General features: G+C 72.9%; 15 protein-coding genes and 1 tRNA gene. 6 read left to right on the top strand and 10 right to left on the bottom strand.

The annotated features are described in order from the left end of the window. The first annotated feature begins 48 nt into the window (after positions 1-48). Together BMW78_RS05530 and BMW78_RS05525 are read left to right on the top strand one after the other, a co-directional pair. Positions 49-711, top strand: a complete 663-nt coding sequence (locus BMW78_RS05530) for a TetR family transcriptional regulator (protein WP_091757189.1) — start codon at positions 49-51, stop codon at positions 709-711. Between the two features lie 11 nt (positions 712-722). Then, a complete protein-coding gene (locus tag BMW78_RS05525; protein ID WP_091757187.1) occupies positions 723-2,660 on the top strand; it encodes an acyl-CoA dehydrogenase family protein in 1,938 nt (645 codons plus the stop codon). On the opposite strand, the gene BMW78_RS05520 is transcribed toward BMW78_RS05525, so the two are convergent. The 4 genes from BMW78_RS05520 to BMW78_RS05505 are packed head-to-tail and all read right to left on the bottom strand — an operon-like array spanning position 2,657 to position 6,229. Continuing rightward, positions 2,657-3,076 carry a VOC family protein gene (locus BMW78_RS05520; protein ID WP_091757185.1) on the bottom strand — a complete coding sequence of 140 codons (420 nt, stop codon included), beginning with the start codon at positions 3,074-3,076 and terminating at the stop codon, positions 2,657-2,659. The genes BMW78_RS05525 and BMW78_RS05520 overlap by 4 nt on opposite strands. Beyond that, positions 3,077-4,417, bottom strand: a complete 1,341-nt coding sequence (locus BMW78_RS05515) for an SAM-dependent methyltransferase (protein WP_091757184.1) — start codon at positions 4,415-4,417, stop codon at positions 3,077-3,079. Continuing rightward, entirely contained in the window at positions 4,414-5,853 is a 1,440-nt protein-coding gene (locus BMW78_RS05510) for an FAD-binding oxidoreductase (protein WP_245735676.1), read from the bottom strand. Before BMW78_RS05510 ends, BMW78_RS05515 begins: the two co-directional genes overlap by 4 nt. 31 nt (positions 5,854-5,884) lie before the next feature. Further along, positions 5,885-6,229, bottom strand: coding sequence for an MOSC N-terminal beta barrel domain-containing protein (locus BMW78_RS05505; protein WP_091757181.1), 345 nt, complete (start codon positions 6,227-6,229; stop codon positions 5,885-5,887). 83 nt (positions 6,230-6,312) lie between these two features. Here BMW78_RS05505 and BMW78_RS05500 point away from each other — a divergent pair, with 83 nt between their 5' ends. Next, positions 6,313-7,428, top strand: coding sequence for an NAD(P)/FAD-dependent oxidoreductase (locus tag BMW78_RS05500; RefSeq protein ID WP_091757179.1), 1,116 nt, complete (start codon positions 6,313-6,315; stop codon positions 7,426-7,428). Positions 7,429-7,508: 80 nt separating this feature from the next. Here BMW78_RS05500 and BMW78_RS05495 read toward each other — a convergent pair whose 3' ends face one another. The 6 genes from BMW78_RS05495 to BMW78_RS05470 form a co-directional block, all read right to left on the bottom strand. Further along, on the bottom strand, positions 7,509-9,440 hold the full coding sequence (locus BMW78_RS05495; RefSeq protein ID WP_091757177.1) for an FG-GAP-like repeat-containing protein: 1,932 nt from the start codon (positions 9,438-9,440) through the stop codon (positions 7,509-7,511). 5 nt (positions 9,441-9,445) lie between these two features. After that, the gene (locus BMW78_RS05490; RefSeq protein WP_218144240.1) at positions 9,446-9,751 is read right to left on the bottom strand and encodes a hypothetical protein; all 306 of its coding nucleotides are present in this window, start codon (positions 9,749-9,751) and stop codon (positions 9,446-9,448) included. A 190-nt stretch (positions 9,752-9,941) separates the two neighbouring features. Continuing rightward, positions 9,942-10,015: transfer RNA gene (locus BMW78_RS05485), tRNA-Val, on the bottom strand. 74 nt (positions 10,016-10,089) lie between these two features. Further along, a complete protein-coding gene (locus BMW78_RS05480) occupies positions 10,090-10,539 on the bottom strand; it encodes a TIGR02611 family protein (RefSeq protein ID WP_091757439.1) in 450 nt (149 codons plus the stop codon). A 17-nt stretch (positions 10,540-10,556) separates the two neighbouring features. Then, a complete protein-coding gene (locus BMW78_RS05475) occupies positions 10,557-11,435 on the bottom strand; it encodes an aminotransferase class IV (protein WP_218144239.1) in 879 nt (292 codons plus the stop codon). After that, entirely contained in the window at positions 11,432-12,445 is a 1,014-nt protein-coding gene (locus BMW78_RS05470; RefSeq protein ID WP_245735675.1) for a chorismate-binding protein, read from the bottom strand. The genes BMW78_RS05475 and BMW78_RS05470 overlap by 4 nt, the downstream gene beginning before the upstream one ends. A 36-nt stretch (positions 12,446-12,481) precedes the next feature. Between BMW78_RS05470 and BMW78_RS05465 the strand changes: the two genes are divergently transcribed. From BMW78_RS05465 to BMW78_RS05455, 3 genes are all read left to right on the top strand, one after another. Then, entirely contained in the window at positions 12,482-13,663 is a 1,182-nt protein-coding gene (locus BMW78_RS05465) for a CapA family protein (protein ID WP_091757173.1), read from the top strand. 124 nt (positions 13,664-13,787) lie between these two features. After that, complete coding sequence (locus BMW78_RS05460; protein ID WP_091757433.1) at positions 13,788-14,930, top strand: LLM class flavin-dependent oxidoreductase; 1,143 nt, start codon at positions 13,788-13,790, stop codon at positions 14,928-14,930. After that, positions 14,927-15,541: an FMN reductase gene (locus BMW78_RS05455; RefSeq protein WP_091757171.1), complete on the top strand. Its 615-nt coding sequence runs from the start codon at positions 14,927-14,929 to the stop codon at positions 15,539-15,541. Before BMW78_RS05460 ends, BMW78_RS05455 begins: the two co-directional genes overlap by 4 nt. The last annotated feature ends 49 nt before the right edge of the window (positions 15,542-15,590 follow it).

Genomic DNA, 15,590 nt, shown 5'->3' with positions numbered 1-15,590 from the left:
GCTACGGACGGTAGCAGGTACCGCGAGTACCTGCTACCGTCGCCGACCGTGAGCACGACCACGGACGGACGCAGCACCCGCTGGGACGCGCACCGGGCCCGCCGGCGCGAGGAGCTGGTCGACGCCACGCTGCGCGCCATCCGCCAGCACGGCGCCACGGTCGGCATGGACGACGTCGCCGCCAGCGCCGGCACCAGCAAGACTGTCTTCTACCGCCACTTCAGCGACCGGAACGGCCTGTATGCCGCGGTCGCGGCCCGCGTCGACGCGCTGATCCTGCGCGACGTCACCTCCGCGCTGGGTGCCACCGACCTCGGCGCCTCGCAGCTGGACGGCGACGGCTCGCCCCGCCGGCTCATCGCGGCCGCCATCGACTCCTACCTCCGGCTCGTCGAGCGTGACCCCGAGGTCTACCGGTTCGTCGTCAACGCGCCGTTGCTCGACCGCCCGGCCGGTGGCGACCCCGCCGGCCAGGTGACCTCGCACATCGCGGAGCAGATGTCCGCAGTGCTGGCGGCCGCCCTGGAGTCGGCCGGGCGCGACACCGCGGCGGCCGCGGTGTGGGGCCCTGGCCTCGTCGGCATGGTCCGCGCGGCCGCGGACCAGTGGCTCACCACCGCCGACCCGATGCCCCGCGAGGTGCTCGCCGAGCACCTCACCGACCTGGCCTGGGGCGGGCTGTCGTCCGCCTGGCCCACCCCTTCCCCGTGAGGAGCACCCCCATGAGCACGCTCAGCACCGCGCTGCAGACCGCCATCGACGGCCGGTGGGCCCACATCCGCGAGGAGGCCCGCTCCGAGCTCGAGCCGGCCCGCTTCGCCCCGCCCGCCGCGGAGCTGACCCTCGAGGAGTACCGCGCCAGGGTGGCGGCCCAGCTGCAGCTGCTGGCGCAGACCGGCCACCCCGCCCGCGGCCTGTCCAAGGACCTGGGCGGCCAGGGCGACTACGGCGCGTCGGTCACCGCCTTCGAGATGCTCGGCCACGCCGACCTGTCGCTGATGGTCAAGGCGGGCGTGCACTGGGGCCTCTTCGGCGGCGCGGTGGCAAGCCTGGGCACCAAGCGGCACCACACGGCATACCTGCCCGCGATCCTCAGCGCCGAGCTCCCGGGCTGCTTCGCGATGACGGAGACCGGGCACGGCTCCGACGTGCAGTCGCTCGGCACCACGGCGACCTACGACCCGGACACCGACGAGCTGGTGGTGGACACGCCCACCCCGGCGGCGCGCAAGGACTACATCGGCGGCGCGGCGCGCGACGGACGGATGGCGGCGGTCTTCGCCCAGCTGGTCACCGGCGGCGAGTCGCACGGCGTGCACTGCGTGCTGGTGCCCATCCGCGACGAGGACGGCGAGCCGCTGCCCGGCGTCACCATCGGCGACTGCGGCGCCAAGGCAGGGCTGGCCGGCGTGGACAACGGACGGCTGAGCTTCGACGACGTGAGGGTGCCGCGGACCAACCTGCTGAACCAGTACGGCGACATCGACGAGCACGGGGTCTACACCTCCCCCATCGAGAACCCCACCAAGCGCTTCTTCACCATGCTCGGCACGCTGGTGCGGGGCCGGGTCAGCGTCGCCGGCGGCGCCGGAGCGGCCACCCGCACCGCGCTGACGCTGGCCATCACGTATGCCGGCCACCGGCGCCAGTTCGCCCCTCCCGGCGGCGCCGAGGAGGTGCTGCTGCTCGACTACCGCGCGCACCAGCGCAAGCTGCTGCCGGCGCTCGCGACCTCCTATGCCCTGATGTTCGCGCAGAACGACCTGGTCTCCCGGATGCACGACGTCGCCTGCGCCGGTGGCGCCGCCGACCCCCGCGACCAGCGCGAGCTCGAGGCGCGGGCTGCCGGGATCAAGGCCGTGGCCACCGCCCACGCGACAGCGACGATCCAGACCTGCCGCGAGGCCTGCGGCGGGGCTGGCTACCTCACGGTGAACCGCCTGCCACAGCTCAAGGCCGACACCGACGTCTTCACGACCTTCGAGGGCGACAACACCGTGCTGCTGCAGCTGGTCGCCAAGGGCCTCCTGACCGACTACCGCGACACCTTCGGCGACATGGACACCCTCGAGATGGTGCGCTTCGGCGCCCGTCAGGTCGCCGGCTCGGTCATCGAGCGCACGGCGGCGCGCGGCCTGGTCGAGCGCCTCGTGGCCGCTGCCCCGGGTCGCGACGCCGAGGAAGCCGTGGCCGACCGGGGTTGGCAGTGCGCGCTGTTCGAGGACCGCGAGCGCCACCTGCTCGAGACCCTGGCGCGTCGCCTGCGGCGCGCCACCGCACCCGGGGCGAACGCGTTCGCGGTGTTCAACGAGGCACAGGACCACCTCGTCGCGGCCGCCCGGGCGCACGTGGACCGGGTCGTGCTCGAGGCGTTCGTCGCCGGCATCGACGCCTGCGAGGACCTCGCGGCGAAGGCCCTGCTGGAGAAGGTCTGCGACCTGTACGCCCTCTCGACCATCGAGGCGCACAAGGGCTGGTACCTCGAGCACACCCGGATCACCCCGGCTCGCAGCAAGCAGGTGACCGCGACCGTCAACGCGCTCTGCGCCGAGCTGCGCCCGCACGCGCAGGACCTCGTCGACGCCTTCGGCATCCCGGTGGAGTGGCTCGGCACCGAGCTGCTGCCCCAGCCGCAGGGCCGGGATGCCGCTGCCGGCTAGCCGCGCAGCAGCGTCCGGCCGTCGTCGGTGACGGTCCAGAACGGGTTGTGCGCCACCTCCCAGGGGTGGCCGTCGGGGTCGATGAAGACGCCCGAGTAGCCGCCCCAGAAGGTCTCGGCGCCGGGGCGGCCGATGACCGCGCCGGCCGTCCGGGCCTGCTCGAGCACGTCGTCGACCTCCTCCGGTGACCGGACGTTGAGGGCGAGGGTCACCCCGCCCCAGCCGCCCGTGTCCTCGACCGCGCTGTCCTCCGCGAGGGCCGCGCGGTCCCACAGGGCGACGACCATCCCGCCGGCCTGGAAGAAGACGACGTCGTCGTTGTCGTCACCGCGCCGCCAGCCCAGCGCCTCGTAGAAGGCCCGGGCACGGTCGAGGTCGGCCACGCCGAGGGTGACCAGGCTCAGTCGCTGCTCCACTCAGGCGTCCCACCACGGACGCAGCGGCAGGTGCGCGTCGCCGCGCCCGTCGAGCTTGACCGCGAGCACCTGGTGCAGCTGCACCACGTTGGTCTCGAAGCCGTAGCGCGAGCCGGCCATGTACAGGCCCCAGACCCGCGCCGTCGCCTCGCCGACCTCCTCGACGCACTGGTCCCAGCTGTCGACGAGGTTGCGGCACCAGCTGGCGAGGGTGAGCGCGTAGTGCTCGCGCAGGTTCTCCTCGTGCCGCACCTCGAGGCCGACGTCCTGCACGGCCGCGATGATGGTGCCCGAGCCGGTGAGCTCGCCGTCGGGGAAGACGTAGCGGTCGATGAAGGCGCCGGTGGAGGTGCGCCTGTTGTCGGGCCGGGTGATGCAGTGGTTCAGCAGCAGGCCGCCGTCGCGCAGCTTCTCCTTGATGCTGCGGAAGTAGGAGGGGTACTGCTTGACACCGATGTGCTCCGTGAGCCCGATCGAGGAGACCGCGTCGAAGCCGGTCTCGGGCACGTCGCGGTAGTCGCTGAACCGCACCTCGGCGAGGTCGGCCAGGCCCTCCTCCTCGATGGCGCGCTGTGCCCAGGCCGCCTGCTCGCGCGAGAGGGTGGCGCCGATGGCGCGCACGCCCCGCCGCGCGGCATACCGGACCATGCCGCCCCAGCCGCAGCCGATGTCGAGGAGCCGGTCGCCCTCCTTGAGGCGCAGCTTGTCGAAGACGAGGCGGTACTTGTTCTCCTGCGCCTCCTCCAGGGTCGCCGCCTCGTGCGGGTAGCAGGCGCACGTGTAGGTCATCGACGGGCCGAGCACCTTCTCGTAGAAGGCGTTCGACACGTCGTAGTGGTGGTGGATCGCCTCGGCGTCGCGCGTCTTGGAGTGGCGCAGCCCCTCGGCCACCCGGCGCCAGCGCGGCAGCGCCTCCTGCGGCGGCGGGGGCGGCGGGTGCAGCACCCCGGAGCCCAGGGTGCGGGCGATCGCCGCTAGGGTGCGCGGGCCGGGCACCTGGAAGCGGATGCTGCCCATGGCCGCAAGCACCGGGTAGGGGTCACCGGGGTGGGCTCCCTCGATGTCGAGGTCGCCGGAGACGTACGCGCGGGCCAGACCGAGGTCACCGGGCGCGGTGGCGATGTAAGCCGCACCGCGCGGGGTGCGCAGGTGCAGGGACACCGCGGCGTCCGCCGGACCTGCGGTGCTTCCGTCGTAGGCGGTGAAACGCAGCGGCAGCGGACCGTCGACGACGGCCTCGAACGCCTCGGCCACCGTCATCGGCGGCAGCGCGTGGCCGGTGGGGCCGCGGTCGTGAGGTCGCTGGTGGGAGTGCTGGTGGGTCTGCTTGAGCACGGTCATCTGCGTTGCACCGCCTTCGAGTAGAGGTCGAGGAGCCGGGAGCTGGGGTCGTAGCGTTCCTTGAGCGTGGCGAAGGCCTCGCCGCCGTAGAGGCGGTCGAACTCGTCGCGCTCGTAGTAGGCGTCGGAGTAGAGCGACTTGTGGCCGTGCCGGGCGGTGACCTCGCGCTCGATGAGCCGGTTGGTGGCGCCGGGCTGCCCGGGTGTCGCGGGCACGGTGGACCAGAAGCCGACGTTGACGTAGGTCTGCCCGGTGCGCAGCGGGTAGAGGGGCCACGGCTGCGAGCCGGGCTCGGGGTGGGCGGGCCCGTCCTCGCGCACCCGCAGCGGGCACAGCCACACCGGCTCGATGGGCACCTCGCGCAGGAACCAGTGCAGGAAGGCCGCGCACTCCTCCACCGGGACCTCGACGTCCTGCACCACGCGCTCGCGGGGCGGCCTTCCCTTGCGGGCCTCGAGGCGGTCGGCGACCGACCAGCGCTGGTCGAGCGCGACGAGCTTCCAGTACACGCTGCTGCGCCGCCAGCGCCGCGGCCACACCCGACGCAGCGCCGGGTTCTGGGCCCCGAAGGCGCGGCTGCACCAGAACCAGTCGGTGTCCCAGCGCCACAGGTAGTCGTGGATCGTCAGCCGGTCACGCCTCGGCTCGGTGCCGTCGTGCTGCAGCGACCGGTAGTAGATGTCCATGCCGGTGTAGTCGCTCACCGGTCCGGGCTCGTCGGTCCGGCGCCCCAGGGTGAGGTAGGCCTCCGTCGCGCTGAAGACGACGCCGTCGACGTAGTCGACCGGCTCGCCGTCGTGCACCCGCTCGCGGACCACCCGGTCCATGGTCTCGACGAGCGCCTCGAGCGTGCGGAACCGCACGTGCCGCAGGGCCACGAACGGCTCTACCGGCTCGAGCTCGATGCGCAGGCGCGTGGCGTAGCCCAGCGTGCCGTAGGAGTTGGGGAACCCGCGGTAGAGGTCGTCGTGCTCGCCTCCGGGGGCCGCGGTGACCACCTCGCCGGCGCCCGTGAGGATGTCCATCTCCAGCACCGACTCGTGGGGCAGCCCGTTGCGGAAGGACGTCGACTCGATGCCCAGGCCCGTGACGGCGCCACCGAGGGTGATCGTCTTCAGCTGCGGCACCACCAGCGGGGCGAGGCCGTGTGGCAGCGTCGCCGCGACGAGGTCCTCGTAGGTGCACATGCCGCCGAGGTCGGCCGTCATCGCCACAGGGTCGACGGCGATGACGCCGCCGAGGCCGCTGACGTCGAGCCCCGGCGCGTTCGTCCGGGCCCGTGCGCGGAACAGGTTGGAGGTCTTCTTCGCCAGCCGCACCGGCGCCGAGGGCGGGATGGCGCGGTAGCTGGCGACGAGCCGCTGCACCGCGGCGGCATGCGTCGCGGCAGGCTCCATCTCCGTCCGCCCCTGCCCCGACGTCACGCGCTCCAGCACACCCGCAGGCTATGGCCAACGAGGCGTGAGGTCATCCGATTACCTCGACCGTGTCGCCGACGCTGACCTTGCCCGGTCGCCGTACGCGGGCGTACACCCCGGGGCAGCCGCTCGGCACGGCGTCGACCTCCAGCTCGACGACCCCGATCCTGACCGCCGAGCCGACGGCGGCCAGCAGCGCGTCCCCGGGCATGGTGACGACGAAGTTGGCCCGCGTGTCCTCGTCGACGTCCTCGGCTGCCACCAGCTGCACCGGCGCACGCTTGCGGCGGTCGCCCGCGAGCCCGTCGTCCTCGACGTCGGCGACCGAGAGCTCCTCCCCCGGTTCGCCCTTCACCGGGTAGATGTGGATCGAGGCGACCAGGGCACCGGACATGGCCTCACGGTAACCCCGGCCCGCGAATGGTGCTCTGCACGCGAAGGTCGCAGTGATCGGTCGGTGCCCGCAGACTGGTCGACATGTGGGACGTCGTGGTCGTCGGGGCCGGGCCGGCCGGCGCCACGGCCGCCATCGCCGCGCTGCGCGCCCGCCCGGACGCGCGCGTGCTGCTCCTCGACCGCAGCGGTTTCCCCCGCGACAAGGTCTGTGGTGACGGCGTGGCGCCCCACGCGCTCGACGTGCTCGAGGCGCTGGGCGTCAGGGGTCTCGTGGACGACTGGGCGCCGGTCCACCGCCTGCAGCTGGCCCGCGGCGAGGCGGAGGTGGAGCGCCTGATGCGGCGACCGGCGCGGGTGGTGCCCCGGAAGGTGTTCGACGCCCGGCTGGTCGACGCCGCGGTCGCGTCAGGCGCCGAGCTGCGCCGGCACCGCGTGCGCTCGGTGGCCGTGGGACGGGGCGGCATACGGCTCGACGACACCATCGAGGCCCACGCGGTCGTCGCGGCGGACGGCGCCTACTCGGTGCTGCGCCGGGCCGCCGGTGCGGGGCCCTCCGGGCGTCGCGCCCTGGCGTTTCGCGCCTACGCACCGACTCGTGAGCTCGGGCGCAGCCGGCAGGTGATCCGGTTCGGCCAGCAGCGACAGCCCTCCTATGCCTGGGCCTTCGACCGGGGCGACGGCTGGTCGAACATCGGGTACGGCGAGGTCCTCGGGCGCCGCGCCCCACCCAGCCGCGGCACCATGACCGCCGCCCTCGACCGCCTGCTGCCAGAGGTCTCGGACGGGGCCGTGGAGTGGCGGGCACACCACCTGCCCCTGTCGTCCGCACGGTGGTGGCAGCCCGACGGCCGGATCCTGCTGGCCGGCGACGCCGCCTCCCTGGTGAACCCCATGACCGGCGAGGGCATCTTCTACGCCGTCGCCACGGGGGCGCTGGCGGGACAGCACGCGGTGACAGGCCCGGCCGCAGGGGCGGGACGCCGTCACCGCGTGGCCGTCCGCGCCCTGCTGGCCTCCCACCTGCGCCAGACGGCAGTGGTCTCGCGGCTGCTCCCCGTGCCGGGCATCGTGCCCGCCGGGTTGCGGGCGGCCGCGGCCGACCAGCGGGTCTTCGACGACCTGGTCGAGCTCGGACTCGGGCGCGGACACCTCACGCCCGCGGCGGTGGCCGGCGTGGTGCGCCACCTGCGCGCCTGAGGGCGACGACCAGCAGCCAGCCTGCGACCGGCCCGCCAGCCTGCGACCGGCCTGCGGGGCTGCGACCGGCCTGCGGGGCCTCAGAGGAAGGCAGTCCAGCCGGTGCCGATGACGCCGCGGTAGGTGAACCTCGCCCGGTCCGAGCCGGAGTACAGGCGCAGGTTGCCCTTCCCGTCGACGGTCAGCAGGTCCATCCCGGCTTTCTCGTCGAAGTAGGACGCGGTGATGGCCCTCGCCCCGCTGAACCCCGTCGCGATCTTGCGTCCTGCGGCGGCGAACCCGCCACGACCGTTCCCGGCATACAGCCACAGGGACCCGTCCGTGCGGAGCCCGATGAGGTCGTTCCTCCGGTCGCCGGTGACGTCGCCGACACCGAACGCCTGCCGGAACGCGCTCCAGCCACTCCCGATGCGCACGCCGGAGTACAAACCGGCCGGTGAGCCGCGCCACTGGTAGAGGAACAGGTCGCCGTTGTCACGAACGGCCATGACGTCGGGGTTGACGTCACCGACCCAGTTCCCGACGTCGAACACCGTGCGCATGCCGCCCCAGCCCGAGGAGAAGTCCCACTCCGACCCGATGGAGCTCGCCGTCCGGACGTAGTGGTCGACCAGGGTCCCGTTGTAGTTCACGGTGCGGATGGTGCCCTGCTGGCCCAGGGACCCAACCAGCATCCGCTCGTCCTGCCAGCCGCGGGCGATGACCCTGCCGGGTGCCGCGAAGTGTCCGCGGCCGTTCCCGCGGTACAGGTGCACGGCCCCGGACGTGTCGACCCCAACGAGGTCGTACCGCCCGTCGCCGTCGAAGTCACCCGGGGAGACGAGCCGCTGCCCAGAGGCACGAGGCATCGCCTTCCGCGACACCGGGTCGCTGGAACCGAGGGTGTTGTTGCGTCGAACGGTGAAGGTGTACGTCGTCAGGTTGGTCAGACCGGAGATGGTGGCCGAGGTGGCGGACGGGCTGACCGTGACCGACCGGCCCGACGGGGTGGCGGTGACGGTGATGCCGGTCATCGGGGCGTTGTCGGTGCCGCCGAGGTCGAGGTCCCACGACACGGTCGCCTTGCGGTCGCCCGGGACTGCGCGCACGTTCCACGCCGGCTGCGGACGGTCCGCCAGGGTGACCCTGACCGCAGAGAGGTCGATGGTGTGGGGAGCGACCCGCACCCCGTTCACCTTGTGCACTCCTCCCAGCATGTATGCCGAGGACGAGCCGCCGGGGTCGGAGATGGTCACCGACTGGAGCGTGTACACGCCGAGGGCCGTGGTGGCCGGCAGGGCCAGCTTCTGGGTCACGCTCCCGGTCAGGGGGACGTCCGTAGCGCTCACGCTGAAGACGTTGGCGTTGTCGGTCAGCAACATGCTGATGGTGCCCAGCCGGCCGGAGGCGTCGGTGGCGGCATACGGAATGGTCACCGTCCCAGTACGGCCCACGACGACGTTCACCGGGCCGACCGAGGTGAGCTCAGGCGCCTCATGGTCCGCAGGTGACCCGCTCACGGAGAACCGCAGGCCCGACAGGTCCAGGCCGCCTGTCGTCCACCCATCGGGGACGGACGACAACCTCCCGTCAGGAAACATGGTGGACGCCTGGTTCCAGCGGTCCGCCGCCCCGACGGACTCGACGGTGTAGTCGCCGTTCGCCCACGTGTCGTCCACGGCCAGGAGCAGGTCGCCCGCTTCCGCCACCGGGGCGGTCTTGGCGGACAGCGTGACGCGGAAGCCTTTCAGCGTGTTCACGAAGACGACCCGGACCTCGCGCAGGTCACTGGCATCCGTCAGGTCGTAGTGGAGGCGCACGGTGTCGCCCGGGCTGAACGCGTGGGTGTCCATCGACACCGCCCGGATGACCGGAGACGCGCGGTCCTCCACCGACCCGGTGACGGCGAAGTCGGCCGGGGCCATGGGGACCGTGTGCGTCCCCGGTCCGGACGCGCCACCGGCATAGCTGACCATCCCCGAGCGCGACCACCCGCTCGAGGCGCCCTGGGCATCGGTCAGCGCGACCGACATCAGTGTCACCGGCGCGTTCCGCGCACCTGCGGGGACCGGTACGCGTCCACCGTCCCGTCCAAGGCGGGTTCGGCGCCCGGCTCGGTCAGAAAGGGGAACGCAGTCCCACCGAAGTTGTAGACCACCCGAACCGACGCCAGAGGCACCGACGACGTCGCCGAGTAGTGCACCTTCACGACGTCACCCGTCGTCGCCGACGACGGCATCGCCGACACCGAGGTCAGGACCGGCCCGGTCGCATCGGCAGCCGCGGCGTCAGCGGTCGCCACCAGACCCGCGGCCACCAACACGCCCACCACAACTGCGGACACCCGCCGCCGAACCCACGAAACCCTCACGCGCCCCCCTGACCTCCCACTGCTGACCGGAAGTGTGCCGCACGACGGCCTTCCACGGGGCCCGAACCACCGGCGAACCCTGGCCGCCTCGACGGGCGCCCCTCAGGCCCGGAAACGACGAAGCCCCGTCCGGGAGCTTCCGGAAGGGGCTTCTCGCATGGGGTGGACGTGAAGGGACTCGAACCCCTGGCCTCTCGCGTGTGAAGCGAACGCTCTAACCAACTGAGCTACACGTCCAGTGCCCTCGCGGGCTCGTGAAGAATAGCGGGAGGGTGTGCCGCAGGCGAAATCCGGGGTGGGCACTGGCGTGCCTAGAGTCCCGGGAGGTTCTTCAGCAGGCTCTCGAGGAGGTCGGGCAGCAGGGACGGGACGCCGGAGAGGAGGAACAGCAGGTAGAAGAACAGGCCGACGAGCAGGGCCGTGGCCAGACCGATGAGGCCCTTGAACCACACCGGCTTGGGCTTCAGCCACTCGTTCCAGGCGTGCAGCCTGGCCTTGCCGAAGTCGAGCAGGCGCTTCGCCCAGTCGAACTCCGAGGCCAGGATGCCGACACCCACGAACACGACGAGCCAGCCGGGGCCGGGGAACGGCACCATGATGAGGCCGCCGACGATGACCAGGGTGCCGACGACGCCGACGACGGTGCGGTAGACGCGGTGCGAGTGGGGGTTGGAGCGGACCCGGCGGCGCCACTCCCAGTCGCGCTCGGGCTCGCCGCCCGGCCGGTCCTGGTCCGGCTTCCGGTCAGGGCTGCGGTCCACGGGCACCTCCTGGCGGCTCACGGGTCGAGGTGCAGGGCCGACTGGCGCCCAAACACCTCGCGGGCCCGAGCCCCGACCGGTCCGGGCTCGAGGACCCGCTCGCCGGTGCCACCCGGAAGACCCACCACGCGGTCGACCGGCAGCACGTCCTTGGTCGAGCTGGTGAGGAGGACCTCGTCGCACTCCTCGAGCACAGAGAGGGGCATGGGCTCCTCGCGCACCTCGAGGCCGTCGGCACGGCACCACTCGACCGTCAGCGCGCGGGTGACCCCCGCGAGGCAGCCCGACTCGAGCGGCGGGGTCCACAGCACGCCGTCGCGGACGACGAAGACGTTGCTGCCGGTGCCCTCGCAGAGCTCGTCGCGGGTGTTGGCGAGGAGGGCCTCGATGGCACCCCGTTGCTTGGCGTGGGCCAGGGCGACGACGTTCTCGGCGTACGACGTCGTCTTCAGGCCCGCCACGGCACTGCGCTCGTTGCGAACCCACGGCACCACGGCCACGCCCGCGCTCGCCGGCGGACGGGGCTGCGGACCGGCGGTCACGATGTAGGTGAGCGGCGAGCTGTCGCGGTCGGAGCCGAGCGGGCCGGCGCCGCCGGTGACGGAGTAGCGCAGCCGCCCGAAGGGGAGCGGCTCCCCCGCGCCCAGCACGGCCTTGATGCCCTCGGCGATGTAGGCGTGGTCGGCAGCCGGCAGGCCGAGACCGGCCAGGGTGCGGTCGAGGCGCTCGGCGTGCCGGGTGGCGGCAAAGACCTGACCGTCCTCCACCTTGCAGGTCTCGAAGGCGCCGTCGCCCACGGTGACGCCGTGGTCGAGGGCCGCGACAGCCGGCTGGTCAGCACCCACGAGCGCTCCGTTGACCCAGACCCGCACCTCCGGCGGCGCACTGCTGCTCATGGCTGAACCCTCCCAGATGCCAAGCCGATCAGGCGAACCGCTTTCAGCTCCGTCTCCTCCCACTCACCCTGCGCGTCGGACCCCCACGTGATGCCCGCGCCGGTACCGAACCGGAGCCACCGCGCCCCGTCGTCGTCGTGCTCTGCCCAGAACGTGCGGATGCCCACCGCGAGTTCCGCCCGGTCGTGGTCGGCGTCGACCCAGCCCACTGCGCCGCAGTACGGACCTCGCGGTCCGCGCTCGAGGTCGGTGATCGCCCGCAGCGCGCTGGACTTCGGTGCCCCGGAGACCGAACCGGGCGGGAAGGTGGCGGCGAAGACGTCGGGCCAGGTGGTCCCCGGCAGCAGCTCCCCCGAGACCGTCGAGACCAGGTGCACCAGGCCCGGGTGCTCCTCCGGCGCGCAGAGGTGGTCGACCCGCACCGAGCCCGGACGGCACACCTGCTGCAGGTCGTTGCGCACCAGGTCGACGATCATGACGTTCTCGGCGTAGTCCTTGGCCAGCATCTCCCGCAGCACCGGCGCCGTGCCCTTGATGGGCCGCGACTCGAGCCGGCCGCCGTCCCGCACCAGGAAGGCCTCCGGCGAGGCGGACACGACGTCGAGGCCCGCCTCCGGCACGTGCACCCGCGCGGCATGCGGGGCGGGGTTGCCCTCGGCGAGCAGCACGGCGAGCCCGTCGAGGTCGGCCGCCTCGTCGAGCCGGTGCGACAGCACGCGGCAGAGGTTGACCTGGTAGACCTCCCCCTCGGCGACGCGGCGGCGCACCTCCCGCACACCGGCGAGGTATGCCGCGTGGTCCAGCGTGCTGTGCCAGCGGCGGTCGAGCGGCGCCCAGGGCGCCGGCGTTGCCGGCGAGGCGTCGCGGTCGACGTCGGCGAACCGGACGGCGGTGACCCGCCCCTCGAAGTCGGCGACGACGGCCCAGAAGCCACGGTCCATCCCCTCGAGGTCGTGCCGCACGTCGACGACCTCCCGCGCGAGGAGGGAGCCGAAGCGGGCGTGGGACACGGGCAGATCATAGGGAGCGCCCTAGACTCCCTGACCATGCGCGCGGTGGGGACGACGGCGGCGGCCCTGACGGCCCTGCTGGCTGCCGGCTGTGCGGTCGGCGCCGACGCCCTGGACCGGCCCACCCCCAGCAGTTCTTCGTCGACGGCGACGTCGTCCGAAGCTGCACCGCCGTCCGGGCCGGCGTCGGCGACCTCGGGGCCCGCGTCACCCCCCACCACGACCGCCTCGTCGCCGGGCTCGCCCACCGCCTCACCCGCCTCGGACGTCCTCACCCTCGCCTTCGGCGGTGACGTGCACTTCGAGGAGTACCTGAAGCCGGTGGCCCGCGACCCGCACGGCCTCGACGAGCTCCGGTCGACGCTCGGGGCCGCGGACCTGTCGGTGGTCAACCTCGAGACGGCCATCACGGAGCGCGGCACACCCATCGGCAAGGAGTTCCACTTCCGGGCCCCCGCCAGCGCGCTGCAGACGCTGGCGAACGCGGGCGTCGACGCCGTGAGCATGGCCAACAACCACGGCGCCGACTTCGGTGCCGTCGGCCTGCGCGACACCCTCGCTGCCAAGGAGGACAGCCCCATCCCGGTCGTGGGCATCGGCGCCGACGAGGCCGAGGCCTTCGCGCCGGCGACGCTGGAGGCCAAGGGCGTGAAGGTGGCCGTCTTCGGTGCGTCGCAGGTCTACGAGATGACGCTGGCAAGCTGGTCGGCCGACCGCGACTCCCCCGGCATCGCCAGCGCGTCGCCCCTGGGCCGGCTCCGCGCCGCGGTGACCAGGGCGTCGCGCACCCACGACCTCGTGGTGGTCTTCATGCACTGGGGCCTGGACTACCAGCAGTGCCCCGACCGTCTCTCCTCGTCGACGGCCCGGGCACTGGAGCAGGCAGGGGCCGACATCGTGGTGGGCGGCCACTCCCACCGGGTCAACGGCGCCGGCTGGCTCGGCCGCGCCTACGTCGCCTACGGCCTCGGCAACTTCGTCTGGTGGCGCAGCCGGGAGCCCGACTCCCGCACCGGGGTCCTGACGCTGACCGTCGACCCCGAACGGGCCCGCGCGAAGCGCTCCTCCGCACCCGCGGTGACCGACGCTCGCTGGACGCCGATGCTGGTCGGCACCGACGGCATACCTCGTCAGCCGCGGGAGGCTGCGGACCGGACCCGGCTCGCGGGCGTCTGGAAGCAGGCCGCCACCTGCTCCGGCCTTGCCCAGCGGCCATGACGGGCACTGCGCGGGCCCGCACGGCGCTGCAGGCCATCACCTCGGGCCGAGGGAATGCCCGGACCCGGTATCCTGTTCCGTGGTTAGTTGAATACTCAACGACCTAGACAGGAAAGAGCTGATGATGCAGTTCGGGATCTTCACGGTCGGTGACGTCACCACCGACCCCACCACCGGTCGCACCCCCACCGAGCACGAGCGCATCAAGGCCACGGTGGCCATCGCCAGGAAGGCCGAGGAGGTGGGCCTCGACGTCTTCGCCACCGGTGAGCACCACAACCCGCCCTTCGCCGCCCCGGCCAACCCGACGGTGCTGCTGGCGAACATCGCGGCCCAGACCGAGCGCATCATCCTCTCGACGGCGACGACCCTGATCACCACCAACGACCCGGTGCGCCTCGCCGAGGACTACGCCTACCTCCAGCACCTCGCGGAGGGCCGCGTCGACCTCATGATGGGCCGCGGCAACACCGGGCCGGTCTACCCGTGGTTCGGCCGGGACATCCGCGACGGCATCCCGCTGGCCATCGAGAACTACGCGCTGCTGCGGCGGCTGTGGACCGAGGAGGCCGTGACGTGGAGCGGCAAGCACCGCACGCCGCTGCAGGGCTTCACCTCGACCCCGCGCCCCCTCGACGGCGTGCCGCCGTTCGTGTGGCACGGCTCGATCCGCTCCCCCGAGATCGCCGAGCAGGCGGCCTACTACGGCGACGGGTTCTTCCACAACAACATCTTCTGGCCGATGAGCCACACCAAGCAGATGGTGCAGCTCTACCGCCGGCGCTTCGAGCACTACGGCCACGGCGGCGCCGACCAGGCCATCGTCGGGCTCGGCGGCCAGGTCTTCATGCGCAGGAACAGCCAGGACGCGGTCCGCGAGTTCCGTCCGTTCTTCGACGTCGCGCCCGTCTACGGACACGGCCCGTCGCTGGAGGACTTCACCCGCGAGACCCCGCTCACCGTGGGCAGCCCCCAGCAGGTGATCGAGCGGTATGCCGCCATGGCCGACGAGGTCGGCGACTACCAGCGCCAGCTCTTCCTCATCGACCACGCGGGACTGCCGCTGTCGACGGTGATGGAGCAGCTCGAGCTCCTCGGCGGCGAGGTCGTGCCCGAGCTGCGCCGCATCGCGGACGCCCGCAGGCCGGCGCACGTGCCCGACGCGCCGACGCACGCCTCCCGCGTGGCCGCCGCCGGCGGTGGCCGCGACATGACCGTGCACGCCGTCGACGAGGTCACCGGCGCCTCCCCGGAGGTGGCCCGATGACCCGCCGCATCGTGGTCGTCAGCGCCGGCCTCGGCCAGCCGTCCTCAACCCGCCTGCTCGGTGACCTGCTCGCCACCGCCACCACCGACGCCCTCCTCGAGAGCGGCATGGAGGCGCAGGTCGAGGTCGTCGAGCTGCGCGAGCTGGCGCACGACCTGACCAACACCCTGCTGGCCGGCTTCCCGACCGGAGGGGTCGGCCGGGCGCTCGAGACGCTGGCCGGCGCCGACGCGGTGGTCGCGGTGACGCCCGTCTACCAGGGCTCCTACAGCGGACTGTTCAAGACCTTCTTCGACGTCGTCGAACGCGACGTGCTGCGCGGCACGCCCGTGCTGCTCGCCGCGACCGGAGGCACCGCTCGCCACTCGCTCGTGCTGGAGTACGCCCTGCGGCCGCTCTTTACGCACCTCGGCGCCGTCACCGTCGGCACGGGCGTCTTCGCCGCGTCGGAGGACTGGGGCTCGGCCGGCGAGGCGGAGCAGGGGCTCACCGCCCGCGTGCGCCGGGCCGGCACCGAGCTGGCGGCCCTGGCCGGCGCCCGGGCCAGCAGCGGGCCGCGCGACCCCTTCGCCGACCCGGTGCCCTTCGAGGAGCTCCTGTCCGGCATGTGAGGTTCGGGACCTTCGGCACCGGCCCCCAGCCCTGACCCGTCGCGATCAT

Origin of the sequence: Pedococcus cremeus (genome assembly GCF_900111375.1) — a bacterium.
Classification (GTDB): domain Bacteria; phylum Actinomycetota; class Actinomycetes; order Actinomycetales; family Dermatophilaceae; genus Pedococcus_A; species Pedococcus_A cremeus.
The sequence above is the reverse complement of the archived record's forward strand: the minus strand, read 5'-3'. Positions and strand labels throughout refer to the sequence as shown.

Excerpts from the sequence above, each read along its gene's own strand:
- BMW78_RS05525 (WP_091757187.1), top strand. The coding sequence starts at position 723 with ATGAGCACGCTCAGCACCGCGCTGCAGACCGCCATCGACGGCCGGTGG.
- BMW78_RS05515 (WP_091757184.1), bottom strand. The coding sequence starts at position 4,417 with ATGACCGTGCTCAAGCAGACCCACCAGCACTCCCACCAGCGACCTCAC.
- BMW78_RS05505 (WP_091757181.1), bottom strand. The coding sequence starts at position 6,229 with ATGTCCGGTGCCCTGGTCGCCTCGATCCACATCTACCCGGTGAAGGGC.
- BMW78_RS05500 (WP_091757179.1), top strand. The coding sequence starts at position 6,313 with ATGTGGGACGTCGTGGTCGTCGGGGCCGGGCCGGCCGGCGCCACGGCC.
- BMW78_RS05495 (WP_091757177.1), bottom strand. The coding sequence starts at position 9,440 with ATGTCGGTCGCGCTGACCGATGCCCAGGGCGCCTCGAGCGGGTGGTCG.
- BMW78_RS05475 (WP_218144239.1), bottom strand. The coding sequence starts at position 11,435 with ATGAGCAGCAGTGCGCCGCCGGAGGTGCGGGTCTGGGTCAACGGAGCG.
- BMW78_RS05465 (WP_091757173.1), top strand. The coding sequence starts at position 12,482 with ATGCGCGCGGTGGGGACGACGGCGGCGGCCCTGACGGCCCTGCTGGCT.
- BMW78_RS05460 (WP_091757433.1), top strand. The coding sequence starts at position 13,788 with ATGCAGTTCGGGATCTTCACGGTCGGTGACGTCACCACCGACCCCACC.
- BMW78_RS05455 (WP_091757171.1), top strand. The coding sequence starts at position 14,927 with ATGACCCGCCGCATCGTGGTCGTCAGCGCCGGCCTCGGCCAGCCGTCC.